The organism is Rhodococcus sp. NCIMB 12038, from assembly GCF_002165735.1.
In the GTDB taxonomy this organism is placed as follows: Bacteria; Actinomycetota; Actinomycetes; order Mycobacteriales; family Mycobacteriaceae; genus Rhodococcus_F.
This window is the reverse complement of record NZ_NHML01000003.1, coordinates 11580-23538: the sequence shown is the minus strand read 5'-3', so window position 1 is coordinate 23538 and position 11959 is coordinate 11580. Positions and strand designations below refer to the sequence as shown.

General features: G+C 68.7%; 10 protein-coding genes. 7 read left to right on the top strand and 3 right to left on the bottom strand.

Annotated features, from left to right (window positions below; genetic code table 11):
- Window positions 1-138: 138 nt before the first annotated feature.
- Together CA951_RS03765 and CA951_RS03760 are read left to right on the top strand one after the other, a co-directional pair.
- The gene (locus tag CA951_RS03765; protein WP_087555599.1) at window positions 139-2433 is read left to right on the top strand and encodes a LuxR C-terminal-related transcriptional regulator; all 2295 of its coding nucleotides are present in this window, start codon (window positions 139-141) and stop codon (window positions 2431-2433) included.
- 111 nt (window positions 2434-2544) lie between these two features.
- Window positions 2545-2832, top strand: a complete 288-nt coding sequence (locus CA951_RS03760; protein WP_087555598.1) for a CD225/dispanin family protein — start codon at window positions 2545-2547, stop codon at window positions 2830-2832.
- Here CA951_RS03760 and CA951_RS03755 read toward each other — a convergent pair.
- From CA951_RS03755 to CA951_RS03745, 3 genes are all read right to left on the bottom strand, one after another.
- Window positions 2829-4442, bottom strand: a complete 1614-nt coding sequence (locus CA951_RS03755) for a glycosyltransferase family 87 protein (RefSeq protein ID WP_087555597.1) — start codon at window positions 4440-4442, stop codon at window positions 2829-2831. The two genes, CA951_RS03760 and CA951_RS03755, sit on opposite strands and share 4 nt — an antisense overlap.
- A gap of 22 nt (window positions 4443-4464) precedes the next feature.
- The gene (locus CA951_RS03750) at window positions 4465-6735 is read right to left on the bottom strand and encodes a transglycosylase domain-containing protein (RefSeq protein ID WP_306300842.1); all 2271 of its coding nucleotides are present in this window, start codon (window positions 6733-6735) and stop codon (window positions 4465-4467) included.
- Window positions 6736-7110: 375 nt separating this feature from the next.
- Window positions 7111-7542, bottom strand: a complete 432-nt coding sequence (locus CA951_RS03745) for a DUF5318 domain-containing protein (protein WP_072947293.1) — start codon at window positions 7540-7542, stop codon at window positions 7111-7113.
- Between the two features lie 88 nt (window positions 7543-7630).
- Between CA951_RS03745 and CA951_RS03740 the strand changes: the two genes are divergently transcribed.
- From CA951_RS03740 to CA951_RS03720, 5 genes are all read left to right on the top strand, one after another.
- Entirely contained in the window at window positions 7631-8485 is an 855-nt protein-coding gene (locus tag CA951_RS03740) for a DUF1707 domain-containing protein (RefSeq protein ID WP_087555596.1), read from the top strand.
- A 24-nt stretch (window positions 8486-8509) separates the two neighbouring features.
- Window positions 8510-9334: a DUF1707 domain-containing protein gene (locus CA951_RS03735; RefSeq protein ID WP_087555595.1), complete on the top strand. Its 825-nt coding sequence runs from the start codon at window positions 8510-8512 to the stop codon at window positions 9332-9334.
- Window positions 9335-9341: 7 nt separating this feature from the next.
- Window positions 9342-10133, top strand: a complete 792-nt coding sequence (locus tag CA951_RS03730) for a DUF1707 domain-containing protein (protein WP_087555594.1) — start codon at window positions 9342-9344, stop codon at window positions 10131-10133.
- A 179-nt stretch (window positions 10134-10312) separates the two neighbouring features.
- Window positions 10313-10870 carry a PadR family transcriptional regulator gene (locus tag CA951_RS03725; protein ID WP_012690437.1) on the top strand — a complete coding sequence of 186 codons (558 nt, stop codon included), beginning with the start codon at window positions 10313-10315 and terminating at the stop codon, window positions 10868-10870.
- A complete protein-coding gene (locus tag CA951_RS03720) occupies window positions 10863-11948 on the top strand; it encodes an inositol-3-phosphate synthase (RefSeq protein ID WP_087555593.1) in 1086 nt (361 codons plus the stop codon). The genes CA951_RS03725 and CA951_RS03720 overlap by 8 nt, the downstream gene beginning before the upstream one ends.
- The last annotated feature ends 11 nt before the right edge of the window (window positions 11949-11959 follow it).

The window sequence follows — 11959 nt, the reverse complement described above, 5'->3', positions numbered from 1 at the left end:
TCACCCCCACACGGGGTGAAACACCCCCTTGATTACCTGTGTTGTCCGTCACAGCAGGTGGGGGTACGTTCGTGCCACACCTGGCCGAACGGACACGGGAGACATCCACTGACTCGCTCGAGAGAACTCACCAGGTCGATGACCAGCTTCATCGGCCGGCGCCGCGAGATCGAGGAAGCCCGCGCCCGCCTCCAGCAGTCCCGGCTGGTGTCGCTGCTCGGCGCGGGCGGTGTGGGCAAGACGCGGTTGGCCGAGGAACTCGCGGTCCGATCCGCGCGTGCCTTCCGCGACTCCGTCCGGTGGATCGACCTCGCACCCGTCCGCGACCCCGGCGCACTGCCCTCCGCGGCCGCGGCCGCGCTCGGTGTCACCGATCAGTCCAGCCGCGCGGTGATGGACAAGGTAATCGACCACCTGCGGTCGCGGCACCTGCTGATCGTCGTCGACAACTGCGAGCACCTGCTGTCCGCCGCCGGTGAATTCGTCGGCACCGTTCTGGCCGCCGCGCCGGAGGTCCGGGTGCTCACCACGAGTCGCGAACCGCTCGGGATCGCCGGTGAATTCACGTACGTGCTTCCGCCGCTGAACACCCCGGGTGAGTTGGAGGACTGCCGCGCCGCGGACATCGCCCCGTTCGAATCGGTGTCGCTGCTCGTCGAGCGGGCGCAGGGTGTCGTCGCCGACTTCCGTCTCACCGACGCGAACGCTCCCGCCGTCGCCCAGTTGTGCAATCAGCTCGACGGGATTCCGCTCGCCATCGAACTCGCCGCTGCCCGGCTGCGGTCGCTGTCCGCGTCGCAACTCGTCGAACGTCTCGACCAGCGGTTCGCGCTCCTCACCGGCGGCGACCGTGCGGCGATGCCCCGCCAGCAGACGCTGCGCGCCCTCATCGACTGGAGTTACGAACTGTGCTCCGACACCGAGCGGCGACTGTGGTCCCGGCTCGCCGTGTTCCCCGGCAGCTTCGATCTCGAAGCCGCGGAAGCGATCACCGGGTTCGGTGAGCTGTCCGACTCGCCGGTCATCGACGTCCTCGACCGGCTGGTCGGAAAATGCCTTGTCACCGTGGACCGTTCGACCGAAAGACTCCGCTATTCGCAGCTGATGACGGTCCGCGAATACGGGCACGAGCTTCTCGACCTCGGCGGGGAACGCGACGAACTGTACCGGCGACATCTCGAGCACTATTCGGAGCGCGCCCGCCGGTCGTCGCTCGACTGGTGCGGGCCAGGACAATCCGAGACGCTCGCGGCACTGCGGATCGACCACCCCAACCTCGTCGCCGCCCTGGACTGGGCCCTGCACGACGACTCGCAGCGGGCCGCGGCCGCAGAACTGGCCGTCGCCCTGCGGTACCACTGGATCGCCGGCGGCAACCTGTCCGACGGTCGGATCCGGCTCGAGCGGATCCTGCAGCGGCTCACCGAACCGACCCGGGAGCGGGGCGACGTGCTGTGGGTGACGGCGTGGACCGCGCTGATCCAGGGCGACCGCGACGCCGCGCGGGAACACCTCGACGAATGCACGGCGATCGCGACGGCACTCGGCGACGAGCGACTGCGGGCGCACGCCGATCACTGGGCGGGGATCCACGCGGTGTTCTCCGGCCGCCCCGCGGACGCGATCCTGCTGTTCCGGGACGCGATCGCCGTCCACCGCGCCGTCGGGGACACGGCGTCCGCGCTGACGGCGTCGTTCGAACTGGGCATGGCGCAGACCTACGACGGACGTCTCGACGACGCGCTGGAGACGTGCCGCGACGTGATCGCGGTGGCGGACCGGCACGGCGAGAAGTGGAACAAGGCCTACGCCCTCTGGGTTTCGAGCGTCGCGTACTTCCACCTGGGCCGGGCCGAGGACGCCGTCGACGCCGCCCAGCAGGCACTGCGGATCCAGCGCGACTTCAAGGACAAGATCTGCACCGCCCTGTCGATCGAGGTGCTGTCGTGGGTGGCGACGTCGAGCGGTGACGCGAACGCGGCGGCGACACTGTGCGGCGCCGCGAAGGGGGTGTGGCATCGGCTCGGCACGTCCGTCGCGGCGTTCGGCCCCCAGATCACCGACGACTCACGGTCGTCCGAGCGGGACGCCGCCCGCATGGTGGGGCCCGGCGAGTTCGCCCAACTCGCAACGCCCGCGGTCCGGCTCACCATCGAGCAGGCGGTCGATCTCGCGCTCGGCACCCGAACCGAGGACGCGGCGGCGCCCGTCGCCGAGGCGTCGCCGCTGACGAAGCGGGAACAGGAGATCGCCGAACTGCTCGCGCAGGGTCTCAGTAATCGGCAGATAGCCGAGGGCCTGGTGATCTCGCGGCGCACCGTCGACGGGCACGTCGAGCACATCTTCGACAAGTTGGCCGTCAGCTCCCGCACCCAGGTGGCGGCGTGGGTCGCGGCCCGGGCGCATCCGCCCGCCGTGGAGACCGGCCGGTAGCCGGGCCGTAACCGCAGTCCCCGCGAAAGGCACTGCACAGTCGGGGATCTCGACGGTCTATACTCCACGTCGTCGCCCACGGTCGTGGGCACCACCACGGGGAGGCAACGCATGACGTCGCAGCAGCAGGACACCGGGGCGGACTACCGCGGGCCGCTGGCACCGCCGCCCGCCAGCAGTCTGCCGCTCGCCATTCTTGCGATTATCGCGTTCGTGCCGTTCGGCATCGTCGCGCTGCTGCGTGCGCGCACCGTCCACCGGTTGTGGGAGCGCGGCGAGTACGACCTGTCGGTGCGCGCCGCCGCCGACGCCCGCCAGTGGTCGATCCGCGCGATCGCCCTCGGTGTCTCGATCGCCGTGTTCGCGGTCGGGGCGGCGCTGGTGCTGTCGAAGCCCTAGCCCGGCGAAACGCCGTGAGCGGGAGCTGCTTCTACCGGTGGCCGCGGACGTAGCCAGGCCGGCAGCCACCGCGGCTGCGCATCGGGCGCCTGGTCGAGCACCCCGCCCGCCGGATCGTCGATGAAGCCGTACCGCACGAGGTCCTCGTCGGGCCGGTAGATCTGGCGGAGGATGAGCGCGCAGATGACCACGACCGCGACGTCGCGGACCACCACCGCGGCGGTGAACCACTGCTCGGGGAGACCCTTGTTGGACACGCCGAGGTAGTAGAACATGCGCGGCACCCACACGAGTGCGTCGATCGTCATCCAGGCCAGCAGGATCCGCCGGTGCGGGAACGCGAGCACGGCCAGCGGCACGAGCCACAGCGAATACTGCGGGCTCCACACCTTGTTGGTGAGGAGGAAACCCGCGACCAGCAGGAAGCACAGTTGGGTGAGCCGCGGCCGTCGCGGCGCCGTCAGCGCAATATACCCGATCCCGACACACACGAGCGCGAACAGCAGGAACGACACCGCATTGAGCACGGTGGGCGCCTCACCGGCCGCCAGGATTCCGTCGAATCCGGTCCAGCCCGTGAATGAGGAGATGACGTTGTAGACGGAATCCGGGTCGGCGCCGCGTTCGGAATTGAGCCGGAAGAACTCGGCCCAGCCGCGCGGGAACAGCACGGCGATCGGCAGATTCACCGCGATCCACGCACCGACCCCGGTCAGTGCCGTCACCGACCAGTCCCGCACCCGGCCCGTGCGCAGGCACAGCACCAGCAGGGGTCCGAGCAGGAGCAGCGGATACAGCTTGGCGGCGCCGCCGAGCCCGAGCAGGATCCCGGCGAGCACCGGCCGTTTCCGCGACCACGCCAGCAGCCCGCCCGCGGCGAAAGCCGTTGCGAGGGGATCGAAATTCGTGAACGCGTGCACGATCACGAGCGGGGACGCGGCGATCAGCGCGGCATCCCAGATCCGGCGTCCGGCCAGCAGCGCACTCGCCCAGACGGTGACCAGCCAGGCCAGTGCCAGACCGAGCGCGACGACGTTGAAATAGATCGCGACCTGCAGGGCACCGGGCAACCAATGCACCGCATCCCACGACTTCGCGATCGTCATCGCGCCGTACTGGTAGAGCCCGGAGATCACCGGGTATTCCATGTAGCGGCGCTGGATCTGGCCGTTGCCCGCGGTCTCTTCCCACCACTTCTTGTAGGGGAACGCGCCCTCGTTCAACCGTTCCGCCCCGTACAGGGGGACCGTGTCCGAGTAACACATCGCGACGTACTGCCTGCTGCCGCTCCAGTCGAGTCCGAGCGCACCGTTCTCGCCGACGGGAGCCTGCTGGATGCACGGCGCCTTCGCGAACCAGCCGAGCGCGAGAAACACGATCGCCAGCAACAGGATGGCGCGCATCGGCGTGAAGAACCGGCTGCGCCCGACGACCGCGTGCCGTCCGACCGGACCGCCGATCACGCCGGACAGATCGGCGGTCAGCGGGTCGGTGCGCCCGGGAAGATCCCGCCAGTCCGCGGAACGCCGATCCTTCGCCAGCGGCGCGGGCGAGACGAATTCCGTCTCGCCCGCGTCTCGGACGGCGTGCGCGTCACGGTTGTCGGCCACTCCGCGAGGCTACCGGTCGCCGTTAACGGGTCGGAACCTGCTGCTGGCCGTTACCGGCGTTCGGCGGTGTCGTCGTCTCCGGTTCCGCCGGCACGGCCGGGGCCGGGGTGGTCTGCCGCGGTGCCAGACCCGGAATCGGGATGGTGATGCCGGGCAGGATCTCGACCGGCGACGGCGTCACGACCACCGGCGGCACGAGTTCCGTCGGCAACTGGAACGTGCTCGACGGCGGCGCCGACGTCTTGGTCGGTGCGGGCGCCGAGTAGGCCGGGACACCCGACTGACCACCGATGGAACCCGGCTTCGGGAACTTCTCGACGTCGGTGCCGTCGAGGGCGCCGTCCATCGTGTCCTTCCAGATGTCGGAAGGCAGACCGGAACCGTAGATCATGGCGCCGCCGCTGTTCTTCAGCGCCTGACCGTCGGTGGTGCCGACCCACACCGCCGTGGACAGCGACGGGGTGTACCCGACCATCCAGGCGTCCTTGTTCTGGCCGGTGTCGCCGAGCTGCGCGGTACCGGTCTTCGCCGCCGACGGGCGTCCGCCTGCCAGGTTGTGATTGCGCGAGTACCCGGCGATCGGCTCCATAGCCGACGTCACGTTGTCGGCGACGTCCTTGTCGATGCGGTCCTCACCGGTGTCGCCGCCGCGGTCGAGCAGCACCGTCCCGTCCGCACTCACGACCTTCTGCACGAAGTGCGGGGCGTGGTACGTGCCCGACGCGGCCAGCGTGGCGTACGACGACGCCATGTCGAGGACCCGCGACTGGTACTGGCCGAGCACGATGCCGTTGTTGGGACCACTGCCGTCGGGCTCGGTCAGCGAAGGTCCGACGCCGGGGATCTCCTTGGGGATGCCCGCCTTGTGGGCCATGTCGGCGATTGCCTGCGGTCCGCCGTCGAGTTCGAGTTCCTGACGGTAGAAGCTGGTGTTCAGCGACCGCTTCAGCGCCTCGGCGATGGTGCAGGTGCCGCAGCCCTCGCCCTCGACGTTGCTGATGGTGATGCCGTTGACGGTCAGCTCCGAGCTGTCGTACATCTGAGACAGCGGGATGCCCTGGTCGAGGGCCGCGGCGAGACCGAACACCTTGAACGAGGAACCGGTCTGCAGGCCGGCGTTCGCGAAGTCGTAGCCGCCACCGTCCTCGCCGCCGTAGTATGCCCGCACCGCGCCGGTCTTCGGGTCGACCGACACGACACCGGTGCGCAGGTTCTCCGGCTCACCCTCCATGTTCGAGCGGACCGAATCCACGGCCGCCGCCTGGGCGACCGGGTCGATCGTGGTGGTGATCTCGAGGCCCTCGGTGTTGAGTAGCTGCTCGCTGATCCCGGCCTCACCCAGCTCCCGCAGAACCTGGTTCTTGATCAGGCCCTCCGGTCCGGAATCCTGGTTGCCGTTGTCGACCTGAGCGATCGGCACGTACGGCGGGTACTGCATCACCGACCGGGCCGACTGTTGGAGCGTCCCCGCCGATACCATGCCGTCGAGCACGTAGTTCCAGCGCGCCTGCGCACCCTCCGGGTTGGTCTCCGGGTCGAGCAGCGACGGCAGCTGGATCGACGACGCCAGCACCGCGCTCTCCTCGACCGTCAACTGGTCGACGGGCTTGTTGAAATACGCCTTCGACGCGGCCGCGATGCCGTACGCACCACGCCCGAAGTAGATGGTGTTCAGGTACGCGGCGAGGATGTCGTCCTTGGACCACTCACGCGCCATCTTCGACGAGATGACGAGTTCCTTCATCTTTCGCGTCAGCGAACGCTCGGAACCGACCATCGTCTTCTTCACGTACTGCTGTGTGATGGTCGAGCCACCACCGGCGCTGTCCTTGCCCAGGACGTTGTCGCGGGCGGCACGCGCGAAACCACCGATCGAGAAGCCGGGGTTCGAGTAGAAGTCCCGGTCCTCGGCAGCGAGCACCGCGTCACGGGTGTGCTTCGGGATCTGGTCGAGCGTCACCTCGGTGCGGTTGCCCTCCGGCGGCACCACCTTGCTCAGCACCGACGTGCCGTCGGACGCGTAGATCGTGGCCACCTGGTTGGTCTTGAGGTCGCCGGGACGCGGAACGTCCTGGACGACGTAGGCCGCCATGAACAGCAGGATCGGGATGATCAGACCCAGCGCGACACACGCGTACGCCGTCCGGCGCACGATCTTCCACCGCGACTTCTTCACAGCCGTCTTCTTTCCACCCTTCGGCGGTTCGCCACCGCGGCCGCCACCGGTCTTGCGGCCGTTCGACGGCGGCGGTCCTGGTGGGCGCCCACCGGGGCCCGACTGGTTGCGCGCCACCGGGGGCGCACCCGCGGGACGTCCGGGCGGGGGACCGGGACGGCGCGGCGGGGGACCGGGCGGCCGGCCACCACCCTGCGGCGGCGGACCGGGACGACGCGGCGGCGGGCCGGGGGGACGGCCACCACCCTGCGGGGGCGGAGGCGGCATTCGACGCGGCGGGGGACCACCCGCAGGCTGTCCGCCGCGGGGTGGTGGACCTCCGGGGCGCCCCTGTGGCGGGGGGCCACTCGGTCGTCTCGGTCCGTTCGGTCGATCACCCGGGGCGTTGCTGCGGGGGGAACTCACGTACAAATCTCCAGTGGTTGTGGACCGGCTTCAGTCCTGCGTTACGTCTGTGGGCATTCTTCGGCCCGCGTCCGTGTTCGGGCGTGTCTACTCGCTCGCGGTGCGACGGCTCGGGGGCCGAGGCCGTGGCGACGACCGCCTGGGCCGTTTCGGTGCGGGAACGGTACCGAGAACATAGGACTGAACCAAATGGTTCCAGCTGCATGTCCGGCACACCTCGACCACGTGAACCGAGAACTCCTCCTGAGTGGACGCGAGACGCACCAACTCCTCGGCCGTACGAGCCGAACCCGACACCGGGCCCAACTTGTCGCCGAAGACCCAGGAAACCAGAGTCAACTGCTCCTTACGGCAGATCGGGCACACCACGTCACTGCCCTTGCCGTGGAACTTTGCGGCACGAAGCAGGTAGGGGCTGGCGTCACAGACCTCCTTGACACCCGTCCTGCCCGAGTAGACCTCGGCCAGGAGAGACCGGCGCTGAAGCGCATAGTCAACCACCTGCCGCTGTATCCGCACGGAGACCAGAGTACGTGCGTCGCGTTCGGAGAGAAGGGGTCGGTCGAGTGACGCTGGTCAAACCCGGTTGCCGCACTACGATGCCGATGTGGCCTCAGGACCGTCCTCGCAGACTCGCGCACGTGACCTCGACCGGGTCAATGCGTGCAGCCAACTCGACGCCGCGTACGCCGACGGCCAGCTCGGCGCCGGCGAGTACCACGACCGGTCCGCGCAGGCCATGTCCGCGAAGACCCTGTCCGAGCTGAACCTGCTGATCAGCGACCTGCAACTGCCGTCGGCGGTCACGGAACAGGCACCCGTCCGGACCCCGGGATCACCCCGCCTGGCGCTGCGGATCGCGGTCGCGTGCGGGGCGGTGATCGCGGTCGGCGCGATCGGTCTCGCGCTCACCGAGCAGGACGGCCCCGACCCCGCCGTCACACCCGTCCCGGCGCAGGTCGAAAAGCCCCTCGCCCAGCCGGAGGTCGCGGTACCCGCGGTCGAGCCGATCATCGTCGGTGCGGCGCAGCCCCTCACCCAGGACGGGATCTACGCCCTCTTCGAGCAGTACCGGCAGAAGTTCGGCGACCTCACCGTCCACGAACTGGGGTTGTACGACCAGTACGCGATCCTGTCGCGGACGGCGCCGGACGCCCCCGACAAGGTCGACCGGTACGACTTCCGCGGCGGATTCAAGACGTCGGACACCCGCACGCAGCGCCTCCCCGGAACCGGCGAGGTCGACCTCGCCCAGGTCGACGTCCCCAAACTCGTCGCGCTCATCGCCGACGCACCCCGGCTGGTCGGCGTCCCGGACGGCAGCATCGGGCACGTCCTCCTCGCCGACGGCGGCAAGGGACCCGCCATCAACGTGTACGTCTACGACAAGGCCCAGACCGGTGGGGGTTATCTGCGGGCGACCCTCGGCGGAGACGTGTGGCAGGTGAACCCCGCGAACTAGCGGTTTGCGCTCTAAGATCCTCGGGTGGCCAGCCGATACCCCGCGAACACGCGGGCGCGAGACGTCGATCGAGCCAACACGTCCGCGCTGCTCGATGCCGCGTTCGGCGACGGCCAGATCAACAAGTCCGAGCACCGTGCGATGTCCGACCTAGCCTCGGAGGCCCGCACCCTCGCCGACCTGGACGTTCTGGTCGGTGACCTGCAACGGCCCGCCGACGCACCGCCGGACGCACGGCCCCCGCGCGACACCGCCAAGCCCTGGTTCCCGCTCGCCGTCGCCGCGGTCGCGGTCGTGGCGGCGGTCGGCGCCTTCACCCTCGCCGCCGGCGACGACGCGGAGGCCACCGTGACGCCCGTCGCGCAGCAGATCGATTTCGATGCCGTCGAACCGCTGGTCGTCGCGACCCCGAACCCCGTGTCCCCCGAGGGCATGAAGGTGTTCCTCGACCGGTACCGCGCCAAGTTCGGCGACCTGATCGTCGACGACCTCACCCTCTACGAGGGTGGCCACGCCAGCCTCGAACGCGCGCTCCCACTCGAACCGAACCGGATGGTGAGCTACGGCTACCGCGGCGGCTTCACGCCGTCCGGCACCCCGACCACCCGGAAGGTCGACACCCCCGTGTTCGACTTGTCGACGCTGAACCTCGACAGGATCGGCGGGACGGTCGCGGGTGCCCCGGTGAGCCTGAACGTCCCCGACGGAAAAGTCAGTCACATCTCGTTCCAGACCGACAGCGGCGGTCCCACCGTGTCGATCTACGTGACCAACGAGTTCAGCGAGAGCGGATACATGGAGCTCGCCCCGTCCGGCGAACCCCTGAGCGTCCGTCCCTTCGGCCGATAGGACGCAGATGCCCAGGACCACACTCGCCGGTGTCCGCGCCCGCGACTCCGACCGCGCCGATGCGTGCGGGCTGCTCGACGCCGCCCTCGCCGACGGTCAACTGTCCGCCTCGGAACACACCTCGCGCACCTCCACCGCGATGCGGGCGAAGACGTTCGACGAACTCGAACGCCTGATCGGGGACCTCCAGATCCCCAGCAGGCTCGCGGCCAGTCCCGTCGTGTCGCCGCGCCGCCGACGATCGCCCCGGCGGTGGGTGTACGCCGCGATCCTCGTCGTCGCCGCGGCCGCCGTCGGCGGCATCGCCGGGGCCGTCGCGAACAGCGATCTCGGCCCGTCGAAGTCGGTGCCGAACCTGACCACCGGCGCCGGCCTGCACTTCTTCCTCGACGAGTACCGCGCCGAGTACGGCGACACCGTCGCCGACGACCTCGGCCTCTACCCGGAACACGCCGTCGTCGACCGGCCGGCCTCCGGAAACGCGAGGCAGTCCGATTCCTACCTCTACGACGGCGAGTTCGACGACTGGGGCAGTTCCTCCAGCCGCGCCGCCGACGAGAGGTCCTTCGACCTCGGCACCGTCGACCAGGTCGCGATCGCCGGACTGCTCGCCGGGGCACCCGAAACGCTGCGTGTCCCCGACGGTGCGGTGGAGATCGTGTCCTTCGGCTACGAACCCGGCTCCGACGACGGACCGCCGACCATCTCCATCCACGTGAAGAACGCCGACGGCGACAGCGGGCACATGGTCGTCGGATTCGACGGCGAGCCGTTCGACATCTACCCGTTCGAGGACTGAGCGTCCGGGCGGCTGTCCCGCCCCCTGACGCATCGTCGGCGATTCCGCGCGCCCGGACCAGGGTCAATAACCTGTGACGGCTTGTCCCATGTATCGAGCGGGCGTATCGTCCTATATATCGGTGCGATATAGTTTTGAATCGCATCACACGGTTAGGTCGGGCGACTCAGGGGGTGGACATGCTCGAATTGGCAATTCTCGGGCTGCTCCACGAGTCACCCATGCACGGATACGAGCTACGCAAGCGGTTGACGGGACTCCTGGGTGCATTCCGCGCCTTCTCCTACGGTTCCCTCTATCCGACGCTCCGACGCATGCAGGCAGACGGTTTGATCGCCGAGGACGCAGGTCCTCCGGGGACCGTCAAACGTCGCGCCCGCCGCGTCTACCAGCTCACGCCGATCGGCAAGGAGCGGTTCAAGGAACTGGTCGCCGACACGGGTCCGCAGAACTACACCGACGATGGATTCGGCGTTCATCTCGCCTTCTTCAGCCGCACCCCCGCCGAGGCGCGGATGCGGATTCTCGAAGGCAGACGACGCCAGGTCGAGGAGCGCCGGGAGGGGCTTCGAGACGCGATCGGCAGAGCAAGCGGCACGCTGGATCGCTACACCAAGCAGCTCCACCAGCTCGGCCTCGAATCCAGTGAGCGTGAAGTGCGCTGGCTCAACGAGCTGATCGCCGCCGAGCAATCGACAGCAACACCTAAGAAAGAAGGAGAACCCGACCATGGGTGAGAACAGCACCGCGGTGCGCGTAGCCATTGTGGGCGTGGGGAACTGTGCCTCGTCCTTGGTTCAGGGCGTGCAGTACTACAAGGACGCCGACGAGACGGCGACCGTTCCCGGCCTCATGCACGTCAAGTTCGGCAAGTACCACGTGCGCGACGTGCAGTTCGTCGCCGCGTTCGACGTCGACGCCAAGAAGGTCGGATTCGACCTGTCCGAGGCCATCTTCGCCAGCGAGAACAACACCATCAAGATTGCCGACGTCCCGCCGGCCGACGTTCCGGTGCTGCGCGGCCCCACCCTCGACGGCATCGGCAAGTACTACGCCGAGACCATCGAGATCTCCGAGGCCGAGCCCGTCGACGTCGTCAAGGCTCTGAAGGACGCCAAGGTCGACGTGCTGGTCTCGTACCTGCCCGTGGGTTCCGAGGACGCCGACAAGTTCTACGCCCAGTGCGCCATCGACGCGAATGTCGCGTTCGTCAACGCCCTGCCCGTGTTCATCGCCTCCGATCCCGAGTGGGCCGCGAAGTTCAAGGACGCCGGCGTCCCGATCGTCGGCGACGACATCAAGTCGCAGGTCGGCGCCACCATCACCCACCGCGTGATGGCGAAGCTCTTCGAAGACCGCGGCGTGCAGCTCGACCGCACCATGCAGCTGAACGTCGGCGGCAACATGGACTTCAAGAACATGCTCGAGCGTGACCGCCTGGAGTCGAAGAAGATCTCCAAGACGCAGGCCGTGACGTCGAACCTGACCCGCGACCTCGGTCCGGGCAACGTGCACATCGGCCCGTCGGACCACGTCGGCTGGCTCGACGACCGCAAGTGGGCGTACGTCCGCCTCGAGGGTCGCGCGTTCGGTGACGTTCCGCTGAACCTGGAGTATAAGCTCGAGGTCTGGGACTCCCCGAACTCGGCAGGCATCATCATCGACGCCGTCCGCGCAGCCAAGATCGCCAAGGACCGCGGCATCGGCGGACCCGTCTACCCGGCGTCCGCGTACCTGATGAAGTCCCCGCCGGTCCAGATGGCGGACGACAAGGCTCGCATCGAGCTCGAGGCGTTCATCATCGGCGCGGAGTAATCCACGCAGCT

Coding starts and splice junctions, on each gene's coding strand:
- CA951_RS03760 (WP_087555598.1), top strand. CDS start 2,545: ATGACGTCGCAGCAGCAGGACACCGGGGCGGACTACCGCGGGCCGCTG.
- CA951_RS03725 (WP_012690437.1), top strand. CDS start 10,313: ATGCTCGAATTGGCAATTCTCGGGCTGCTCCACGAGTCACCCATGCAC.
- CA951_RS03730 (WP_087555594.1), top strand. CDS start 9,342: ATGCCCAGGACCACACTCGCCGGTGTCCGCGCCCGCGACTCCGACCGC.
- CA951_RS03720 (WP_087555593.1), top strand. CDS start 10,863: ATGGGTGAGAACAGCACCGCGGTGCGCGTAGCCATTGTGGGCGTGGGG.
- CA951_RS03765 (WP_087555599.1), top strand. CDS start 139: ATGACCAGCTTCATCGGCCGGCGCCGCGAGATCGAGGAAGCCCGCGCC.